Below are 20,059 nucleotides of genomic sequence, written 5' to 3'. Positions count from 1 at the left end.
CTACTCCTTATCACCGGAAGTCTTATTCGCAGACATCAATTTTTGTACTGCCGCGCGGCATTCGTCGCCGCTCAAGCATTGAGAGAACTCCACCAGTTCCGCCTCGATAACCGCCTCAAGGTCCAGCTGATCACGCGCGCGCAACAGCTGTTTGGTCACCGCCAAGGCGTGCGGCGGCCGGCTTGCCAGCTCGCGGCAGACCCAATCCACTTCGCCCACCAAGCGTTCATCACTGTAAACTTCGTTAATCAAACCAAACCGATAAGCCGCCGAGGCGGTTACAGGCTCGCCCAGCATAAGCATCCCGCGCGCCCGCGCGACACCGACCCGATCGGCCAGCAGAGCGCTTGCGCCAAACTCGGGGCACAGGCCCAGCTTGACAAACGGCAGCTGAAAAAACGCATCTTCGCAGGCGTACACCAAATCACAATGCAGCAATAAGGTCGTGCCAATACCTACGGCAGCGCCATTTACCTCAGCCACTAACGGTTTTTGCAGCCCCATCACCGCACGCATAAATTGACGCGCAGGGTGTGCCTCTGTCAACTCGGGCGCCGCCAGAAAATCGGCCAAATCATTACCCGAGGTAAAACTATCGCCACTGCCGGTTATGCGCACTACCCGCACCTCGGCGGCGGTTTGCGCCCACCCGAGTGCATCGGCCAGCGATTGGTACATGGCCAACGACAGGGCATTTTTCTGGGCTGGACGGTTAATCTGAATTTTTAACACCGAGTTAATGCACTCGGCGTGAATTTGTTCACACAGTTGCAATGGCAGACTCACGCTCACCTCCAAGGTTAGATGTACCCATTGAGTGTAGCCCTTCCATCGCCAAGCTGAAACCTGCGCAGCTCACATCTTTTAACCTAACCGTTTTGCACCACTCACCGCCCCCTAGGCAGATGACACTCTCGCGCCCGACCGGTACAATTGCGCCTCACACCATAAAGACCTGAGTACTATGAACATCCGCGAACAGCTTACCACTCGAATCCAAACAGCCATGACCTTAGCTGGCATCCCTGCCGAGTGCCGCCCTATGGTGGCAGCCGCTAAAAAAGCAGGCTTTGGCGACTACCAAGCCAACGGCGCCATGGGAGCTGCCAAAAAAATGGGCAGTAACCCACGTGAGTTGGCAGCTAAAATTGTCGAACTGGCCGAGCTAGACGATATCGCCGACAAGCTGGAAATCGCCGGTCCCGGATTTATCAATATCCATTTAAAGCCCGCATGGCTCGCCGAGTGCGTCGCCGAGGCCGAACAGGACAAAGCGCTTGCGATTAACCCCGCGGCCGAGCCCAAAACGATTGTGATCGATTACTCGTCGCCCAACCTTGCCAAAGAGATGCACGTAGGGCATTTGCGCTCGAGTATTATTGGCGATGCACTGGTACGCATACTCAGCCGTTTAGGCCACAAAGTGATTCGCCAAAACCATGTGGGCGACTGGGGGACTCAGTTTGGCATGCTGATCGCCGAGCTTGAGGAAACCCTACAAACTGATGCCAGTGCCGCGATGGCGCTGAAAGACTTGGAAGTTTTCTACCAGCAGTCGAAGGCGCACTTTGATGCCGATCCAGCCTTTGCCGACAAAGCCCGCGAATATGTGGTTAAACTGCAATCGGGCGACGCAAATATTTTAAAATTGTGGGAGCAATTCAAACAGATATCACTGGAGCACAGCACCGATATTTATCGCAAACTCAACGTTACGCTTACCGACGCTGACGTGTGTGGCGAGAGCTTTTACAACGATGATTTAGCCCCACTACTGCAAGAGCTAAAAGATCAGCAATTAGCCGTAGAAGACCAAGGCGCACAAGTGGTATTTTTGGCTGAGCTGGCCGACAAAGAAGGCAACCCCTCGCCGGTTATTATTCAAAAGAAAGGCGGCGGCTTTTTATACGCCACCACCGATTTAGCCGCTATTCGCTATCGCGCCGGCACCTTAGGCGCCGACCGAATTTTGTACTTTATCGATGCGCGGCAGTCGCTGCACATGCAACAAGTGTTTACTCTAGCCCGCAAAGCCGGCTTTGTAGCTGCCGAGGTAAGCTTAGAGCACCACCCCTTTGGCACCATGATGGGCGCCGATGGCAAACCCTTTAAAACCCGCTCAGGCGGCACCGTTAAATTATCGGCCTTGCTGGATGAAGCTGTTGAACGCGCCGCTGCCGTGGTTACGGCAAAGAACCCAGAACTGAAAGGCGCCGATGAGATTGCCCGCAAGGTAGGTATTGGCGCGGTTAAGTACGCCGACTTATCCAAAACCCGCACCAACGACTACGTCTTTAACTGGGACACCATGCTCAGCTTTGAGGGCAACACCGCACCTTATTTGCAATACGCTTACACCCGGATCCAAAGTATCTTTCGCAAGGCCGATATAGACCCGAACGACTTAACCGGCACGATTGTGCTAGGCTGCGAACAAGAAAAATCGCTGGCGATAAAACTACTGCAACTGGGCGAAGTGTTAGAACAAGTAGCGCAAGATGCCATGCCGCATTTACTGTGTACTTACCTGTACGACCTGGCCAGCTTATATATGCGCTTTTACGAAGCCTGCCCGATTTTAAAATCGGACGTGGCCGCCGATGTTCGCGCCAGTCGTTTACGCTTATGTCACGCCGTATCACGCACCTTGGCAACCGGCTTAGATATGCTAGGGATTGAAGTTAGCGAAAGAATGTAAGCTAACGTCAGCATCATAAAAAACCGCCCGATTATTATGAATAACCGGGCGGTTTTTTTATGGCTAAGGTTTACTTAGTCTAGGCTATAAACACTCAGACAATATGACTAACATACACTATTGCTGTCGACAGTAGAGTAGCGCTCTAAGTATATAACTCACACTAACCGCACTGCTATTGCATCAGCGAAAACTGATAAACGGTGCGAGAGGAAAAAGTCTCGCCCGCTTTTAACGTCGTGCGCGGAAAATGCGGCTGATTGGGCGAATCGGGGAAATGCTGCGGCTCTAACGCAACCCCGGCGTGTTTGCTGTAAGCGAATCCGTCTTTGCCCAGCGCATTCGCACTTAGGTGATTACCGGTGTAAACCTGTAAACCAGGCTCTGTGGTTAATACTTGCAATTGGCGGCCGCTGACGGGGTCTGTTAGAGTCGCCGCCAGAACTAAATCGTCGGCAAATTTGCCGGCACGCAACACCCAGTTTTGATCGAACCCAAGCGCCGCTTTTAACATTGCATTGTCGGCCTTAATGTCCCGCCCTAGGGCTTTTTTCTGGGTAAAATCAAACGGTGTATTGTCCACCGATAAAATCTCGCCGGTAGGAATTCCATTGCCATCAACAGGGGTATAAAAATCTGCATTAACTTGTAATTGCTGCGCTAGAACATCGCCCGATGTGTGCCCAGACAAATTAAAGTAACTGTGATGGGTTAAGTTAATAACGGTAGCAGCATCGGAGTTCGCTTGGTAATCAATCTGCAGCGCGTTATCGGCGGTTAACCGATAAGTAACGGCCACCTGTAAATTTCCCGGATAACCTTCATCGCCGTCTTCACTCAGCAAAGTAAAGCGCGCCGCGGGCTCATCGGAGTTATCCAGCACCTCGCCCCGCCACAAACGTTTGTCAAAACCCACCGCTCCGCCATGTAAATGATTGGGCGGATTGTTATTAGCCAGCTGATAGGTTTGGCCGTTTAAGCTAAAACGGCCACTGGCGATACGATTAGCATAACGGCCAATTGTCGCGCCAAAGAAAGGGCTGTCGGTCAAATACTGCTGAGCTGTATCAAAACCCAACACCACATCGGCGTAATCACCATTGCGATCAGGAACCTTCAGGCTCACCAACAACGCCCCTAGATTGGTGAGCTCGGCACTACTGCCTTGGGCGTTAGTTAAACGGTACAAGTGGCTAGTGCGATTATTGTCGAGTGCACCAAACTCGCTGACCACAACATCGGCAAATACCGGCAGGATTAACATAGTTAACAGTGAGAATAAAGTAATACGACGAGCAGATAATAGGGACATCACAGCCTCTCTTGTAGTCTTTATGACAATTACATTAAGTGCGATTGTCTCCCAGCCTCGCGGCGCTGTCTATCCCCCCGCCCCATCTAGCGAAATAACGGCGGTATTATGGCTATTGTTCGCCACTATCTGCGCTGGTACGTTACACTTTACAAAACCCCGCAACAGACCAATAAACCCATATGAAGAATCAGGATTCTCGCCAAACAATGGCGTTGCCGCGCTATTTTTTACTGTATCTAGGCGCTCTTGTAGCCTTGGGACCAGTGGCTATGGATGCCTATTTACCGGCGCTGCCATCTATGGCGCAAGCGCTCAATGTCCCCATTGCCACGCTCAACGCCTCAATCAGTACTTTTTTGGTGGGGTTTGCTTTAGGCCAGCTGATGGGCGGCCCTATTTCAGATCAGGTGGGGCGCAAAACAGTCTGTGTAATCGGGACGGGTTTATTTATTATCGCCAGTGGCGCCATCGCCCTGTCAGATTCCGCGAACGTGATTAATCTGTGGCGTTTATTGCAAGCCTTTGGCGGCGGTTTTGCGACCATAACCGCCATGGCGCAGGTGCGAGATTCCTATCCTGCCGAACAAATCGGCCAGCGTTTTGCCACGGTAATGATGGTTATGATGATAGCGCCGGTGGTGGCGCCATTAATAGGAACAGGCCTGCTACAGTTTGGTTGGCGCAGTATTTTTATTTTTCAGGTGTTATACGCCATTGCTATGTTTACCATTATGCTGCGCATGATTCCTGAAACATTAATCGAGCCTAAGCAGCAATTATCGTTAAAACATATTGTCTCGCAGTACCGCGCGATTTTATTACACCGACACCAAGGTCAGTTACTCGCCCTGCGCTTTGCACTGTGTATTGGCTCGGCCGCAGGCGTGTTACTTATTTTCGTTACCCACGCCTCATTTATGTATATGACGTACTTTGGGGTAAACGAAACAACTTTTTCGATTTTATTTGGCCTGAACGCAGTGGGATTAATTGCCGCCAATTCGTTAAGCGCAAGATTGTTAAGCGTAATGGACCCCATGAAGCTTTTTTGCATCAGCATTAGCGTACAAACAATACTGGTTGTCTTAATGGCCATCCTGACGTGGACCGAAACTTTAACACTGACGCTGGCGGTACCATTAGTGATACTTAGCGTGGGCTGTGTCGGGGTGAGCAATCCCGCCGGCATGACGCGCTTTATGGCTATGTTTCCGCCGCATCGCGGTGGCAGTGCTGCAGCCATACAAACGGTGTCTATGTTTGCATTGGGCTCAGGTATGGGAGCGTTAGGCAGTGTTTTTTACGATGGCAGTTTAAAACCGGTATTGGCGGTTATGTTAATCTCTGTCGCTATAAGTATGACGCTGCTAACAACACTGCGTCCACTGTATCAAACTAGTGATTCATAAATAACAACACCAGCAGTAACAACAGCCCCAGAAAGCCCAGCGCCATAGTCAGGGCCACAGAGTAAAACGCGCGATAATCAGTCGGGCCATCGCGGGCAATAATAGCGCGCGCATAACGCGCGTGCCGAACGGACGCACCCACCGCGGCAACCACGCCCAGTAAAATAAACGCCAAACCCAAGATGATGGTAAACGTTTGATCGGCGGTTGATGCCACAGCAAACACACGCATCAATAAACCGGCGCGCTCTAACACAAAACCAAAACCAATTAAGCCAAGCGCCGTGCGGCTCCAAGCCAACAAAGTACGCTCGGCGGCCAATAACACCCGTGGATCTTGCATACCGGAACCTCTAGCTCGCAGCCAAAAAGTTTACAGCGCCTATTGTGCGCGCGCAGCATCCAAACTTTGACGCAGCGCCCGCGTCCAGCTGCGCAAATAACGATTAGTGTCGGCCATATTAGTGGCGCGGTTAGTAGGCTCTAATTGCATATTATTAAAGTCTTCTTTTGTATCTGTTACTCGAGCAATCACTTCACCACTGGCACCATCGTAGGCTTCGAGTAATAACGTCATTTCACCTGACGACATCGTATAACTGCGGGTAATCCCTGGCTCGTTAATATCGGGGGCGGTTAAATCTACCTCGACGAGACTGGGGCGTAACTCTAAGACCGTTTCACTGTCGGCGTTCTCGCCATCTGCTATGATTTTATAAGCGGGTGGGCGCGCCAATGCTTTTTTAAAATGCTCGTCACACGAGCCGGCCAAACGATCAGATATTTTCTGCATATCTTTGTTAGAGATTCGCGCCCGCCCTAATGCGCGGTTTGAGTTTTGATTGCGCAGCCAGTTAGCTTTAAAAGCTACCGTACAAGGCTGTAAACGTATCGCGGTATATTGAGCTAACGAGACATCCGGCCTCAGATACACTTCATCAAAGGGTTGCGCCACAACAAGATGCAGGCCCCCTGATACCGCCGGTGGTGGCGTTGTCGCACAGCCAATTAGCAACCATACACTGACAATACCAATACCCTGCAGCGAACGGGCGATAAAATTTGTCATAAAGATGCCTTTATTATTGATGACTAAGCAACGTATCAATCCGCTGCAACTGAACCACTACCGCAGAACCGTCGACAACCTGTGGTTTAAAATATTCATCGGCCATTGGCGCAATAGCACAGTTAACTGGCAATGGCGCACGCTCGTCGATTAACAACTGCATTTGCGGCAAAAACATAAACTGTAGCCACTGCGTGAAGGTCAGCGTGTCTACCGCAAAAGGCGCCGTACTGGCGAGCGCTTCGGCTGGTGGCAGATCTAACTGCCAAAGCTGTAAATCACGCAACGCCGCTTCTAGATCAATCAATATGTCAGCGGCGGCGATGTGTATATCATTCATATCTTACGCAGTTTCGTCTTTAAGTATCTATTTTACGAGTAAACGGCGGCAGCGAATCGAGTATCGCTTTACCGTACCGCTTAGTCACAACTCGCCGATCCAACAAGGTAATACGACCGGTGTCACCTTCGGTGCGCAATAACCGGCCGCAAGCTTGTATCAGCTTTAATGAGGCATCGGGAATAGTAATTTGCATAAAAGCGTTGCCACCGCCCTGCTCGATCCACTCGGCCACCGACGCTTCGATGGGATCATCGGGTACCGCAAATGGCAGCTTGGCAATCACTACATGGGCACAATAGTCACCGGGCAAATCCACACCTTCGGCAAAACTGGCTAAGCCAAACAACACACTGCCCTCGCCCTTATCGACTTTTTTACGATGCGCCAGCAACATTTCTTGTTTAGAGTTTTCGCCTTGCAACAAGATTTTACTTTGCCAAATTGCGGGCAACTCATCGTAGACGTCTTGCATTTGTCGGCGCGATGAAAACAACACTAACGAACCCTCATCGGGCTGCAACAACTCGGGCAACTGCGTCACCAACGCCGCTGTGTGTGCACGGCTGTCACCGGCATCAACCGCATCTTTGGGAACGTGCAAAATGCCGTTGGCAAAATCAAATGGGCTGGGCACTACCGCGTAACGGCTGTCATCGGGCGTACCGGTACGCATTTTCAAACGATCAAATTTACCTAGCGCAGTGAGCGTCGCCGAGGTAAGCACCGCGCCATAAGCGCGATTCCATAAGCTGAACTCTAAGGTGCGTGCCGCTAAAATAGGGCTTGAGCACACCTCTATGTCGTAGTTGCCATTAAAGTCGATCAGCGTTAACCAGCGAGCTTTAGGGACACTTTTGTCACCATCGACACGGGCATAACTTAACCATAGACCAGCGTTCGCCTCGGCACGCGCTTGCCATGTACCAATGATCGGGTAATTGGTTTCTAGATCTACTTTCGGGACACGGCAGTGCGCGTCTTCCATTGCCTCGTTCAACTCGCTGGCAATTTTGCTTAATAAATCGGTTAGCCGATTAAAACTTGAATGCAATTGCTCAGCTTGGCTGACAATATTGTCAGGCACGATGCCTTTTTCAAATCGGTAGTGATTGGTTTTCCAGTCGCGTGAGTTTTCTGCTAACGATTGGATTCGCTCATCCAAAATCGGATACAGCATATCCAGCTCGCGCTTACACTCGATCAGCTGTCCAGGCAGTTGCTCGGCGTAGTCATCGACTCGGCCAGCTCCGCTAATCTGGCCCAGAATAGCACCCAAGCCTTTGTTACATTGCTCCAACCAACGACTGGTCGATAACATCCGGCTGTGGTGAGCAAAGTGATTAAGGGCTTTATCCGGCAGGTGATGGCCCTCATCAAACACATAGATAGTGTCTTCGGGGTCCGGCAATATCGCGCCACCGCCCAACGCTAGATCTGCCAACACCATGTCGTGATTGGTGACAATGCAATCGGCGGTGTGCAGCGCATCGCGCGCTTTAAAGAAACTACAAGCCGATACGTTAGAGCAGCGCCGGCCGGTGCATTGGCGGTGATCGGTGGTGACCCGAGCCCAATCGTTAGGTTCTAAGCGGGTACTCCAAGAGTCTCGTTCGCCATCCCATTTATTGCTCGCCAAAGCGTCCATCATCGACTCGTAGAGCTTTACGCCTTCGGCATCGACACTGGGCAACTCATCTTCGTATAGGGCGCGAGTCGGGTCTATAGCTGAAGAAAACTCGCTCATTAAGTTATCGAGCTTGGACAAACACACATAACGGCCGCGACCTTTGGCCAGTGCAAAACTAAAGGATAAATCGGTGTGGTTGCGCAGCTCGGGTAAATCCTTGTGCACGATCTGCTCTTGCAGTGCTACGGTAGCGGTAGACACTACCAGCTTTTTACCCAATGCTTTGGCGACAATAATGGTCGGCAACAAATAAGCAATTGTTTTACCCGTGCCAGTGCCGGCCTCTACTACGCACACATGGCCGCCACTGTTGCGCACGCCTTCGGCATCGGATTCAATCGAGCCGAGAGTGCGGGCAATTTCTGCGATCATCAGCTTTTGCCCATGGCGCGGCCCCAACTCGCGACTTTGCAAAAATGCCGAGTAGGTTTTTTGGATCTTTTGCTTTAGCTCATCGGTTAACATCCGCTCAAGCTACCACAGCCGGTTGCCGCTAATTTGTGGCGCACCGGATTAGCATACATGGCGATAACAATATCGCGATAGTCGGCCGGCACCGCTTGCAAACGGGCCTCAAAATTGGCCCGAGCTGCAATCAAGTTGTTGGGCTCGTAAGGGACAGATTTGTCCGAGTAAGGCAGCAAGCGCGCCTCTTCCCCGATTTGATCAAAGGCCATGCAATTACTGGAATGCAGAACGTAGTTGCTCCAAATTTGGCGGTCGATCTCGGCGGTTACCGCATCGGTATCGGCAAAATCGTCACTTAATACATCACCAAAAGCGACATGCACATGGCCTTTTTGACCCGTGATACCGCGCGCGATACTTTGCACGTCTTCTTGGTCGCCTTTTTGGTAGGTTCCCGAGGTTCGCTGTTGATGCAACTCACGCGCTTTAGCGGTATCACAAGGATCCAGTTCATACGAGATAGATACAGGGACAATCGCCAGCTCGCGGATGTAATCGGCATAGCTCTGGGCTTTAGGGCGGTTGAGTGTCAGCATACCCACGACTGCCGAGTTGGTGAGATCATTGCCATCTTTGGCGCGACCTTCACGTTGTGCGATCCAAACATTAGAGTTTTCTAGCGTTAATGAATGGTGTATATACGCGGATAGTTTTTTCGCCGCCTTAAGTTTTTCACGCGGAGCCTTGGCCGCACGGTTAACAATAAAGCTTTTATTAAGGCGCATTAGATCGGACACGTAGGCTTTAGTCAGCAAGTTGTCCCCAATCGCTATACGCTGAGTTTTAAAGCCCCCGCGAAATAAGCTCCAGTTTACAAACGCTGGGTCCATCGCAATATCGCGGTGGTTGCTGACAAATAGGTAAGCCCGATTCGGGTCAAGCTTATCAAGCCCAGAGTGTGTCGTTTCAGTGGTGGTGCTCTCAATCATACGGCGCATGTATTTCTCAATCACCGATTGAAACTTGTAGACGCTATCGACACCCGCTAACTCGCGGCGCATAACTTGAGTCACCAATGGACGCAAAATAAACCCCAAAGGGCCTGCCAGACGCGGGAACTTTAAACGCGTTACGGCTTCAGCCAACTCGGGATCAGCCAAAATTCGGTCGAGTACTGGGCGCACTTCACTGTCATTATAAGGGCGTATATCGTCAAAATCAGTCATGGGCAATTATCGGATGATCAGTCATCATAGAGAAAAAGAAATAAGCGGGTTGTTGTTTGCAATGCTCGGCCAACAATGTAGCCTAAAAAACTCAATAGTGGCGAACGACAGGGCCACCCCTAAATAGCTACAGCTACCCGCTCACCATACAAGTAGGTACTACACGTCGTTAAAATAAGTCGCACAACATACCCAAAAGAGGTGCAAAATGCCACTTACCGTGAATAAATACTGCCCTTGTGGCTCGGGTAAATACCCCGTAGATTGCTGTACAACTTTAATACTACACGGCGCCCAAGCGCAAACCGCCGAACAACTGATGCGTTCGCGCTACACGGCCCACGTGATGCTGGCTGTAGATTACCTCTGGCGCACCTGGAGCCCGACGGTACGGCAACACAGCTCACCCGAGGCGATAGCCGCGTGGGCAAGTAGTTGCGAGTGGCTAGGGCTTGATATCTTAGCGTGCGAGCGCGGCGGTATAGAGGACAACGAAGGGACTGTCACTTTCTGTGCCCATTACCGGCGAGAAGGGCAAAAGCAGCAACATTTAGAGAAATCGCTGTTTAAGCGTGAGGCCGGTTTATGGCGCTACATCGACCATATAACTTAAGCTCTTATCACTTAGCGCCTATTTGCCATAAAGCATTTGCAGACTGTGACACACTATGATGCTTTCGGCGCCACAAATCGTTACACTTAACACCTTGATCACCAGCATAAGCACACAGGTACTCTGGATTATCGAATGAAAATTCTGTTGGTTGAAGACAGCGCGACTTTGCGTCATGCGATGAGCCAGTACATTACTGACGCTGGGCACACACCGCTGCTTGCCGAAAGTGGAGAGGCGGCATTGCAGTTGCTAGAAGACACGCCCGTTGACATGATCATCATGGATGTTGAGATGCCTGGCTTAAATGGCTTTGAGACTACCGCGCTGATTCGTGAATGGCTCGGCAGCCACTGGATTCCGATTATTTTTGTCACCGGAATGAGTGACGACGACGACTACCGCCAAGGAATTGAAGCCGGTGGCGACGACTACTTGATCAAACCCGTCAGCAAAATGATCATCAACGCCAAAATTCGGGCGATGGAACGCATCTCGCGGATGCGCGATCAACTCAACAAGCTAAATGCCGAGCTCGAAACGCTAAGTCAGCTGGACAGTCTGACGCAATTGCTCAACCGTCGCACCTTTAACGAGTACGCTCACAAACAATGGCTGCTCGCCGGTCGCCAATCAACCCACACTTGTGTGCTGATGCTAGACGTCGATCACTTTAAGCTCTACAACGATCATTACGGCCACCCCGCTGGCGACGACTGCTTAGTACAGGTGGCAAATGCGATAAAAAGCTGTCTTAAGCGCCCTTATGATTTACTTGGTCGTTACGGCGGGGAGGAGTTTATCGTGCTGCTTCCCGATACCGACTGCAACGGCGCGACCCGAGTCGGCGAATCTATTCGCAAAACCGTAGCGCGCTTGGCGGTGCCTCACGAAGCTTCAACAACAAGCAAACACGTCACCGTTTCTATCGGTGGCGCCAGTTGTTCGCAGACCAATGGCTATTCGCTAGAGGATGTTATTAAAACGGCTGACCGAGCACTGTATCGCGCCAAGCACTCGGGACGCGATTGCTTCGAGATAGATGAGATGACCGCTCACCGCACGGCGATAGTGGCCTACCCCGACGCCGAGATACAACAGCAAGTCTGCCAAGTGCTGCGGCCACGGTACAATTTGATTACCGCCGATAATACCGATGAGGCTCTGGAGCTTTCGTTAAATATCCGGCCCGATATAATCGTCTTAAGCCCAGCGATGACTGATGCCAAAGGTCGCACCCTGACTGAGCGTCTGGCTCAGGCACCACGCACCCAAGCCACTCCGTTGTTATTTGTTTTGAGTGACGACAGTATCTTTGATACTCCCCCAGGCACGGCATCGCTGTCACTGCCTAGCGAGCTGCAACAGCTGCCCGCTATGGCCAGCCGCCTGATTGACGGCGAATAACGACAGATTACAGAGTGCGCGAAGAGTTGTACCAATTCACATCGCGAGCGCACTTATCTACCTGATCGACCACATCCAGCACCAATGCAAACAGTGCCATACGCACCAACACACCGTTATCGGCTTGCCGAAATATAGCAAGGTTGGGGTTTTGGTTTAAATCGTTGTCCAGCTCGTTAGCACCAGCCCGCGAGTCGCGCGGCAGTGGGTGCATAATCACGGTATTGGGCTCGCAGTACTGGGTGTAAATCGCCTGATTCAAACGAAATCTACCACGGTACACATCGGCCTCCTCTTTGCTGGCAAAGCGCTCTTCTTGTATCCGTGTGGAGTAAGCGATATCAACACTGGAAATACTCTGAGGTAAATCATCGGTGACTACCACGGTGTGACCTGCTTCGCGCATTTGTGCAACGATCGATTCGGGCATCGCCAGCTCTAACGGCGACACCAAAGTAATATGAACATTGTTAAACAAGCACAGTAATTTGCACAGCGAGTGGACGGTACGGCCGTGCTTTAAGTCGCCAATAAGGGCAATTCTTAGTCCGTCAATCTGGCGCCCCTTGGAGGCCAGTTCTTTACGGATCGTGTACAAATCGAGCAGCGCCTGACTGGGGTGCTCATTAGCGCCATCGCCGCCATTAAGCACGGGCACTCGACTCGCATCGGCAAATTCAGCCACCGAGCCCTCTTGCGGGTGACGCATACAAATAACATCCGAAAAGCCCGACAACACTCGAGCCGTATCGTACAGAGATTCGCCCTTAGTAATCGCCGAGTTTTCAAAACCAGTGGTTTCGCGCACCTCGCCACCCAATAGGTTAAAAGCACAACCAAAGCTAACACGAGTACGGGTGCTCGGCTCAAAAAACATATTGCCAAGAATCGCTCCCTCTAAGACCCGCGTCACACGGCGACGCAAGGCATAAGGCGCCATAGCATCGGCCACCTCAAAGATGCGCTGTATATCGGCGCGATCAAACTGTGCAATAGAGAGAATATGAGAGCCGGTAAATATCACGTTAAATCCTCAGGACGGGGCCACTAGTGGGAAGGAGACGATTGCCGCGGCTATTTTAACGTCCAATGCCACTATAGCAAACGACAAAACCAAGAGATTTTGCAAAAAGTGAATAATGTGTCTTGCCGGCACAGAATAGCTTTTGAATAATACTGCAATCATCCTAATCTGCACGGCAATTAGGACTGAATAGCACTAAACAACAGTGGCACATCAACCGACTTACGCGGTGTCATTTAGCACACAGCCAATGACTGCCCGCTTTTATTGCTATAATGTGCTTTAGCGCGCCAAGAAAAAGACTTTATAAAAACTTTTCTCGGCCGATAATGGCTATACAGGATGACGCCTGGAGTGTTCCCAACATCCCGCAACGATCATTAAAGGACAAGCTGTGCCCGAGCAACACGATACACTGGCAAAATACTGCCCAGCACCTATGGCGCTCGCCATTATCGAAACCCAGACATTACGCTGGAGTGCTCCGGCGCTGTTTGCCGATCCATTTGAGCTAAATCACCGTACTACGCTGGCTTTTGACCCCCATTCGTTACTCGACAGCGTGATTCGTGCAGCCTGCGGAATGATTTTTGCGCGCGATGTTCCCCGCGGTACATCACCGCTGTCTACCGTAATTCGCCGCTGGCGCGATGAAGAGCGCTTTGGCTCACCAGAGGAGGCCGAAGAAGCCCTACACGAGCTCATGGCTCGCATGGTTGACCAGCGCCAAAACGCTATTGATGAAATGTTAAGTGACTGGCGCCAGTACACCCGCGCCCTCAGAATTTGTTCGTTTAGCACCCGCGCCGACAACCTACTCGCGTGGCAACATTATGCCGACTGTCATCGCGGCGCGGTGCTGAAGTTTGCCTGCGGTGAACACACCTCACTGCCGCATCCTAAGCCGGTCAGTTACAACCCTATACGGCCCGAAATCTCTAGCCTAAAAGATCAGCTCAATGCGGTGCTACACAACGAACCACTACACCCCCAAGATAACTTTGAGAGCAAGTTTTTAAGTAAACCACCAACAGCCAAAGGGGAGAAAGAATGGCGCTGTTTTACCGAGGCAAGCGAAGAGGATGGCTTGCGCGACAACGATGAACAACATTGGTTTATTGATAAGCCCTTTGCACAAGATGAGCTTAAAGCCGTTTATCTAGGTGCTTTTATGCCCATCACCGACAAAAAAGCATTACTCGATGCGGTAAAAAAACACAATCCAGACACCAAGGTGTTTCAAGCGCTAGCCGTGGCCGGTAAATACGAAGTCGAGTTTGTTGGCGTCTAACTATTGCCCGGCGCACAACATTAAAAACGCCGCCGAGCGCTATACACCCCAATCAATAACAACAGCGCCAAGATCACCGATGGGCCACTACCCCAGCGCATAAACGGGGTTTGGCCATAAGCGGGATAGACCACACCGGTCAAGGTTGTCGCGACAAACTGATGAGTTTTAACGACTACCGCACCATGCGGGTCAACAATAGCGCTGACGCCATTGTTGGTACTGCGAATCATATAGCGACCCGTCTCTAAGGCTCGCATCTGCGCCATCTGCAAATGTTGTAACGGGCCAATTGAATCGGCAAACCAGGCATCATTGCTGACCGTCATTAATACATTGTTATTGTGAGCGCTGTTCGCCACCAATGACGGATACACCACCTCATAACAAATGCTCGGCGCTATCGCGATACCATTAACCACTAAACCGCTTTGCTGTTCTGGGCCGATACTGATGTACGACGTTGGCAAATCAAAAAACTCTATCAAGCCGCGCAACCACTGCTCGAGCGGTACATATTCACCAAACGGCACCAGACGACGCTTGTGATAAATACCCAGGGCATCACCCAAACCCACCAGCGAATTATAATAACGCTGGCTTTGCTGATCATCGTAAATAATACCGCTAATCAAACCGGTGTTGGTTTCGCTCGCACGGCGACTGACAACATTCAAAAAATCCAAAGCCCGATGATACGTTAAAGGCACGGCGGCCTCGGGCCAAATTAACCAATCGGCATCCCAAAGCGGTTCACTCAAGTGCTGCAATAATTCTAGCGTCGGCTGTGCATGCGCAGGATCCCATTTTACCTCTTGAGCGACATTGGGTTGTACCATCGCCACTTTAATAGGCGCATCGTGATTCACCCGAGCCCACTGCACGTCTTGCAGTTGCCAGCCGGTAAACCAAATGCCCAGCACCATCACACTGGCGACAATTAAATTACCTGACGGCCGCACAAAAAAACACCAGCCGGCGACAGTGGCGGCACTAAATGTGGCCAGATAACCCACACCGATAACACCCAGCAACGGTGCCCAGCCTGCCAGTGGCGTTTCAATATGTCCGTAACCGGTGTACAGCCAAGGAAACCCCGTCAACAACCAAGAGCGCAACCATTCGCCCAACACACAACAAGCGGGAAACACCAATAAAATGCCCAGGCGGCCATAGCCCAACAACTTACTGCTAAGAATAAACGGCAGAGCGTAAATCGCCGCCATTGCTACGACAAACAGCAGTGTCAGTAAGCCGCCCAACACCATCGAGGCGCCGCCAAACTGATGTATGGCAACGTAAATCCAAGAGGCGCCAACGCCATACAGGCCAACGCCAAAACACCCCGCCACCAAAGTGGCCCGGCGGCGAGTGACCTTAAATAATAAAAGAGAGAAAATACCAAGACCAAACAGCGCCAGTGGCCAGAGATTAAATGGCGCCAACGCCAATGGCTGTAAAGCGCCGGCCACCAAAGCGGCGGCGGCCGCATTATAGCTGCGCAGCCGATTAAGCCTCTGCCTGACATGGCCGGTTATAATCGTTTCCGTGCTAATCAAGTGTTAGTCGCGTCAATGGTTAAACGTACCAAGTGGATTTGCCGATTGTCGGCGTAGAGTACCCGAAAGGTAAAGCCATCCACTTCTGTCACTTCATTGCGCTTGGGCAGGTGGCCAAACGACTGCATCAAAATGCCACCGATAGTGTCAAAGTCTTCGTCGCTTAGACCGGCATTGAAGTAATCATTAAAATCATCAATCGGTGTCAACGCCTTAATAACGTAGTCGGTATCACTAACACGTTTGATCAGCTCATCGCTGACCTCTTCGTCCGTTTCATCTTCAATATTGCCAACGATCTCTTCGAGAATATCTTCAATCGTAATCAGTCCCGAAATACCGCCGTATTCGTCAATCACCAGCGCCATGTGATAGCGCTGCTCGCGAAATTCACGCAGCAATACGTTAACGCGCTTACTCTCGGGAACAATATTGGCTGTGCGGATAATGCTATCCAAACTAAAATCGGTAGTGCCTTCCAGCATCATGCGCAGCAAGTCTTTAGCGAGTAAAATACCTTTAATGTCATCGATTGAATCGCCAATAACGGGAAACCGTGAGTGACCGGATTCAATGATTTTAGGCAAAAATTCCTGAGGCTTATCGTCGAGCTTAACCGCCACAATTTGCGTGCGCGGAATCATGATCTCACGAGCTTGCAAGATGGATACATCTAGCGCCCCCTCAATAATATTGAGCGCCTCTTGATCCAGCAGTTTATTTTCAGCTGCGTCTTTAATGATTTCCAGCAAATCATCGCGTGATTTGGGTTCATTAGAGAACGAATGCAACATTCGCTCTAACCAAGAGCGCTCTTGAGTACGCGTTGCGCTGCTACTCGATGGGTCGTCCGTCATGGCACTGTAGGTTCCTGTGTAGGCGATATTGATAGTGATATGGATGAGTTTGCTTTGTGACTCGACCGAGTCATTTGATCTGACATGATTTCGGCGTAGGGCGGCGCAAAACCAAGCGCAGTTACGATCGTCGTTTCGAGTGCCTCCATGGCCTCGGCCTCAAGATCGTCTATGTGGTCGTAACCCAATAAATGCAAGGTGCCGTGTACCAGCATATGGGCCCAGTGAGCTTGCGCTTGTTTGCCTTGCTCAGCGGCTTCGCGCGCAACAACCTCAGCGCATACCACTAAGTCGCCCAACAGCGGCAGGTTTAATTCGGGGGGTAAATCGGCCGGAAACGACAGTACATTGGTGGGGTAATTTTTACCGCGATAGCGGTTATTTAGATCGGCACTGGTGGCCGCATCGACGATACAAACACTGACCTCGGCCACCTCACGCTCGTCACGTAAAGCAGCCGTGATCCATCGGTGTACATCCTCGTCACTGGGCACAACCTCAGTGTCGACTTGTATGTCTACGTCTACCTGCACACTCATAGTATTAGAGCTCATAATATTAGCGTTCATCGCCCGTCGGGTTAGCCTGCTCATGCGCCTCATAAGCCAATACAATACGCTGCACAAGTGGATGACGCACGACATCTTTTGCCTCGAAGTGGGTAAAGCTAATACCTTCGACGCCATCTAGCACGCCAAGCACATGCTTTAATCCCGACTTTTGTCCACGCGGTAAATCAACCTGCGACGGGTCACCGGTAATTACGGCCGTAGAACCAAAACCGAGTCGGGTCAGAAACATCTTCATTTGCTCGCAAGTGGTGTTTTGGCTTTCATCCAATATCACATACGAGTTATTTAAGGTGCGACCGCGCATATAGGCAAGTGGCGCCACCTCGATAACGCCACGCTCCAATAATTTACCCACGGTCTCAAAGCCAAGCATTTCAAACAATGCATCATACAGAGGCCGTAGATACGGATCGACTTTTTGCGCTAAATCACCGGGCAAGAAGCCGAGCTTTTCACCCGCCTCGACCGCAGGGCGTACCAACAAAATACGCTCGACATCATCACGCAACAACGACTCTACTGCGCAGGCTACGGCCAAATACGTTTTACCGGTACCAGCGGGCCCAACACCAAAGTTAATATCGTGCGTTTGCACTGCACGCACGTAGCGCTGCTGATTAAGGCCGCGAGGTTTAATGGTCGCTTTTTTAGTGCGAATCAGTACTGTACCGGCGGGAACTGGCTGGCCGTCATCCATTTCGCTATTAGGTGTCTCAGATACACTCTGTTGCTGCATAAGCTCCTCTATACCTGCACTTTGCAAAGCGAGGTGGATTTCATCGGGGGTTAGCTCGCCACTACCGGTATCGTCATACAACTGGCGCAATACCGTAGCCGCAGCATTAGTGATAGCGCGATCGCCCACCAACGCAAAGCGATTACCTCGGTTGCGAATTTCAATATTTAGGCGATTTTCGATCTGACGCAAGTGTCGGTCAAACTGACCACACAAGCTGGCGAGACGGCGGTTATCGTTAGGTTCCAAAGTCACCTCGCAGGTAATCGGCGAGGGCTCGGGGGTGACATGTTTATTCAAGGATGTATCAGCACTCTTTTTTGGCAATTGTTAAACAAAGCGTAAACCATTAACGTCGCTGGGGGAAGGTAAGTAACCGGCCATTTGCTTATTAATAAGCTCCGTTAAAAAACTGCCGGTTATACCCCATGCACACACCAATCAAATCGCTAGGGCTTAATCGTCCAGCTCAGAGCCAACTAAAGTACCTCGCAGCGAATTGGGCAGAGCGACCTCTATGAGAATATCGGCAAACTTGCCAATCAGTGCCGGGTTATCGGCCCTAAAGTTAACGACTCGGTTATTTTCGGTACGCCCAGATAATTGGCCGGGATCTTTTTTGCTGTAACCACTCACCAATACTCGCTCGGTGTTACCCACCATTTGCCGGCTAATTTGTTGCGCCTGCTGGGTAATACGATCTTGCAGTATTTTTAAGCGCTGTTTTTTTAACTCCATCGGGGTGTCATCGCTCAAATCGGCCGCCGGCGTACCGGGGCGGGCGCTGTAGATAAAGCTAAATGAAGAGTCAAAGCCAATATCAGCAATCAGCTGCATGGTTTTTTCAAAGTCAGCCTCCGTCTCGCCAGGAAAACCGATAATAAAGTCAGATGAAAAACTAATATTAGGCCGCAGCGCACGAATCCGGCGCATTTTAGATTTGTACTCGAGAGCTGTATGGCCGCGTTTCATGGCCATTAAGATACGATCCGAACCACTTTGTACCGGCAGGTGTAAATGGCTTACCAGCTCTGGCACTTCGGCATAGACATCTATCAAGGCATCGCTAAACTCCACCGGATGCGAGGTGGTAAAACGAATGCGATCAATCCCATCCACAGCCGCAACGTAGGTAATCAACTCGGCCAAATCGACAATGCCACCATCGGACTCACCGCGGTAGGCATTCACATTTTGCCCTAACAAATTAACCTCTCGCACTCCCTGTTCGGCCAAATGGACAATCTCGGCCATGACATCGGCCACCGGCCGGCTCACTTCTTCGCCTCGGGTGTAGGGCACCACACAAAAGGTGCAGTATTTAGAGCAGCCTTCCATAATCGAGACAAACGCACTCACGCCATCGGCGTCGGGTTTGGGCAAGTTGTCAAATTTCTCGATCTCAGGAAAGCTAATGTCCACGACTACCGCGCCATTCTCACGGGGCCGCTCCATCATTTCAGGCAAGCGATGCAGGGTTTGTGGGCCAAAAATCAAGTCGACAAAGGGCGCGCGCTCGGCGATAGTTTCACCTTCTTGGCTTGCAACACATCCGCCCACACCGATGATCATATCGGGGTTTTTCTCTTTTAGTTTTTTCCAGCGACCCAGCTGATGAAACAACTTATCGGCCGCTTTCTCGCGAATCGAGCAGGTGTTGATCAGCAGCACATCAGCCTCCTCGGGGTTTTCGGTCGCCACCATTTGGTGCGACTCACCCAAAAGATCACGCATGCGCGATGAATCGTATTCGTTCATCTGACAGCCGTGGGTTTTGATGTAAAGCTTTTTAACCGGTGTCTCGGTTGCTGACATTCGCTGAAGACCTTTGCGGGACGATAAAAT

18 protein-coding genes are annotated in these 20,059 nt (G+C 51.0%); 5 read left to right on the top strand and 13 right to left on the bottom strand.

Going from position 1 to position 20,059, the window contains the following annotated elements; translation table 11 throughout:
- Positions 1-786 (bottom strand): enoyl-CoA hydratase, encoded by a 786-nt coding sequence (locus GILYN3_RS14575; RefSeq protein WP_049723677.1) that lies wholly within the window; start codon positions 784-786, stop codon positions 1-3.
- A gap of 178 nt (positions 787-964) precedes the next feature.
- Here GILYN3_RS14575 and argS point away from each other — a divergent pair, with 178 nt between their 5' ends.
- The gene (argS, locus tag GILYN3_RS14570; RefSeq protein ID WP_049723676.1) at positions 965-2,698 is read left to right on the top strand and encodes an arginine--tRNA ligase; all 1,734 of its coding nucleotides are present in this window, start codon (positions 965-967) and stop codon (positions 2,696-2,698) included.
- Positions 2,699-2,873: 175 nt separating this feature from the next.
- Here argS and GILYN3_RS14565 read toward each other — a convergent pair whose 3' ends face one another.
- Positions 2,874-4,010 (bottom strand): aldose epimerase family protein, encoded by a 1,137-nt coding sequence (locus GILYN3_RS14565; protein ID WP_049723675.1) that lies wholly within the window; start codon positions 4,008-4,010, stop codon positions 2,874-2,876.
- A 182-nt stretch (positions 4,011-4,192) separates the two neighbouring features.
- Here GILYN3_RS14565 and GILYN3_RS14560 point away from each other — a divergent pair, with 182 nt between their 5' ends.
- A complete protein-coding gene (locus GILYN3_RS14560) occupies positions 4,193-5,422 on the top strand; it encodes a multidrug effflux MFS transporter (protein ID WP_084005467.1) in 1,230 nt (409 codons plus the stop codon).
- Here GILYN3_RS14560 and GILYN3_RS14555 read toward each other — a convergent pair.
- From GILYN3_RS14555 to GILYN3_RS14535, 5 genes are read right to left on the bottom strand one after another with little or no spacing between them, the layout of a single operon-like run.
- Positions 5,409-5,765, bottom strand: a complete 357-nt coding sequence (locus GILYN3_RS14555; protein WP_049723673.1) for a YidH family protein — start codon at positions 5,763-5,765, stop codon at positions 5,409-5,411. The two genes, GILYN3_RS14560 and GILYN3_RS14555, sit on opposite strands and share 14 nt — an antisense overlap.
- Positions 5,766-5,804: 39 nt before the next feature.
- Positions 5,805-6,491, bottom strand: coding sequence for a DUF3313 family protein (locus tag GILYN3_RS14550; protein WP_049723672.1), 687 nt, complete (start codon positions 6,489-6,491; stop codon positions 5,805-5,807).
- A 13-nt stretch (positions 6,492-6,504) separates the two neighbouring features.
- On the bottom strand, positions 6,505-6,831 hold the full coding sequence (locus tag GILYN3_RS14545; protein WP_049723671.1) for a YqcC family protein: 327 nt from the start codon (positions 6,829-6,831) through the stop codon (positions 6,505-6,507).
- 19 nt (positions 6,832-6,850) lie between these two features.
- A complete protein-coding gene (gene dinG / locus GILYN3_RS14540) occupies positions 6,851-8,986 on the bottom strand; it encodes an ATP-dependent DNA helicase DinG (protein ID WP_049723670.1) in 2,136 nt (711 codons plus the stop codon).
- Entirely contained in the window at positions 8,980-10,155 is a 1,176-nt protein-coding gene (locus GILYN3_RS14535) for a 1-acyl-sn-glycerol-3-phosphate acyltransferase (protein ID WP_049723669.1), read from the bottom strand. The genes dinG and GILYN3_RS14535 overlap by 7 nt, the downstream gene beginning before the upstream one ends.
- A gap of 208 nt (positions 10,156-10,363) precedes the next feature.
- Between GILYN3_RS14535 and GILYN3_RS14530 the strand changes: the two genes are divergently transcribed.
- A complete protein-coding gene (locus GILYN3_RS14530) occupies positions 10,364-10,768 on the top strand; it encodes a YchJ family protein (RefSeq protein ID WP_049723668.1) in 405 nt (134 codons plus the stop codon).
- A 135-nt stretch (positions 10,769-10,903) separates the two neighbouring features.
- Complete coding sequence (locus tag GILYN3_RS14525) at positions 10,904-12,175, top strand: diguanylate cyclase domain-containing protein (protein ID WP_049723667.1); 1,272 nt, start codon at positions 10,904-10,906, stop codon at positions 12,173-12,175.
- A 7-nt stretch (positions 12,176-12,182) separates the two neighbouring features.
- Here the strand turns inward: GILYN3_RS14525 and GILYN3_RS14520 are convergent, their stop codons facing one another.
- Positions 12,183-13,199 carry an aspartate carbamoyltransferase gene (locus GILYN3_RS14520; protein WP_049723666.1) on the bottom strand — a complete coding sequence of 339 codons (1,017 nt, stop codon included), beginning with the start codon at positions 13,197-13,199 and terminating at the stop codon, positions 12,183-12,185.
- A gap of 394 nt (positions 13,200-13,593) precedes the next feature.
- Here GILYN3_RS14520 and GILYN3_RS14515 point away from each other — a divergent pair, with 394 nt between their 5' ends.
- Positions 13,594-14,490, top strand: a complete 897-nt coding sequence (locus GILYN3_RS14515) for a DUF2971 domain-containing protein (RefSeq protein ID WP_049723665.1) — start codon at positions 13,594-13,596, stop codon at positions 14,488-14,490.
- Between the two features lie 20 nt (positions 14,491-14,510).
- On the opposite strand, the gene lnt is transcribed toward GILYN3_RS14515, so the two are convergent.
- The 5 genes from lnt to miaB form a co-directional block, all read right to left on the bottom strand.
- Positions 14,511-16,049 (bottom strand): apolipoprotein N-acyltransferase, encoded by a 1,539-nt coding sequence (gene lnt, locus GILYN3_RS14510; protein ID WP_049723664.1) that lies wholly within the window; start codon positions 16,047-16,049, stop codon positions 14,511-14,513.
- The gene (locus GILYN3_RS14505; protein ID WP_198147365.1) at positions 16,046-16,906 is read right to left on the bottom strand and encodes an HlyC/CorC family transporter; all 861 of its coding nucleotides are present in this window, start codon (positions 16,904-16,906) and stop codon (positions 16,046-16,048) included. Before GILYN3_RS14505 ends, lnt begins: the two co-directional genes overlap by 4 nt.
- Positions 16,903-17,445, bottom strand: a complete 543-nt coding sequence (gene ybeY, locus GILYN3_RS14500) for an rRNA maturation RNase YbeY (RefSeq protein WP_198147390.1) — start codon at positions 17,443-17,445, stop codon at positions 16,903-16,905. The genes GILYN3_RS14505 and ybeY overlap by 4 nt, the downstream gene beginning before the upstream one ends.
- A gap of 19 nt (positions 17,446-17,464) precedes the next feature.
- Positions 17,465-18,514: a PhoH family protein gene (locus GILYN3_RS14495; RefSeq protein WP_084005465.1), complete on the bottom strand. Its 1,050-nt coding sequence runs from the start codon at positions 18,512-18,514 to the stop codon at positions 17,465-17,467.
- Positions 18,515-18,670: 156 nt separating this feature from the next.
- A complete protein-coding gene (miaB, locus tag GILYN3_RS14490; protein WP_049723663.1) occupies positions 18,671-20,029 on the bottom strand; it encodes a tRNA (N6-isopentenyl adenosine(37)-C2)-methylthiotransferase MiaB in 1,359 nt (452 codons plus the stop codon).
- Positions 20,030-20,059: the final 30 nt, after the last annotated feature.

The sequence above is a fragment of the Gilvimarinus polysaccharolyticus genome, assembly GCF_001187555.1.
Classification (GTDB): domain Bacteria; phylum Pseudomonadota; class Gammaproteobacteria; order Pseudomonadales; family Cellvibrionaceae; genus Gilvimarinus; species Gilvimarinus polysaccharolyticus.
The sequence above is the reverse complement of the archived record's forward strand: the minus strand, read 5'-3'. Positions and strand labels throughout refer to the sequence as shown.

Bases quoted from the DNA above. Each gene is read 5' to 3' on its own strand.
- GILYN3_RS14530 (WP_049723668.1), top strand. From the start codon at position 10,364: ATGCCACTTACCGTGAATAAATACTGCCCTTGTGGCTCGGGTAAATAC.
- dinG (WP_049723670.1), bottom strand. From the start codon at position 8,986: ATGTTAACCGATGAGCTAAAGCAAAAGATCCAAAAAACCTACTCGGCA.
- ybeY (WP_198147390.1), bottom strand. From the start codon at position 17,445: ATGAGTGTGCAGGTAGACGTAGACATACAAGTCGACACTGAGGTTGTG.
- GILYN3_RS14555 (WP_049723673.1), bottom strand. From the start codon at position 5,765: ATGCAAGATCCACGGGTGTTATTGGCCGCCGAGCGTACTTTGTTGGCT.
- argS (WP_049723676.1), top strand. From the start codon at position 965: ATGAACATCCGCGAACAGCTTACCACTCGAATCCAAACAGCCATGACC.
- GILYN3_RS14525 (WP_049723667.1), top strand. From the start codon at position 10,904: ATGAAAATTCTGTTGGTTGAAGACAGCGCGACTTTGCGTCATGCGATG.
- miaB (WP_049723663.1), bottom strand. From the start codon at position 20,029: ATGTCAGCAACCGAGACACCGGTTAAAAAGCTTTACATCAAAACCCAC.
- GILYN3_RS14545 (WP_049723671.1), bottom strand. From the start codon at position 6,831: ATGAATGATATACACATCGCCGCCGCTGACATATTGATTGATCTAGAA.
- GILYN3_RS14505 (WP_198147365.1), bottom strand. From the start codon at position 16,906: ATGACGGACGACCCATCGAGTAGCAGCGCAACGCGTACTCAAGAGCGC.
- GILYN3_RS14565 (WP_049723675.1), bottom strand. From the start codon at position 4,010: ATGTCCCTATTATCTGCTCGTCGTATTACTTTATTCTCACTGTTAACT.
- GILYN3_RS14535 (WP_049723669.1), bottom strand. From the start codon at position 10,155: ATGACTGATTTTGACGATATACGCCCTTATAATGACAGTGAAGTGCGC.
- GILYN3_RS14550 (WP_049723672.1), bottom strand. From the start codon at position 6,491: ATGACAAATTTTATCGCCCGTTCGCTGCAGGGTATTGGTATTGTCAGT.
- GILYN3_RS14560 (WP_084005467.1), top strand. From the start codon at position 4,193: ATGAAGAATCAGGATTCTCGCCAAACAATGGCGTTGCCGCGCTATTTT.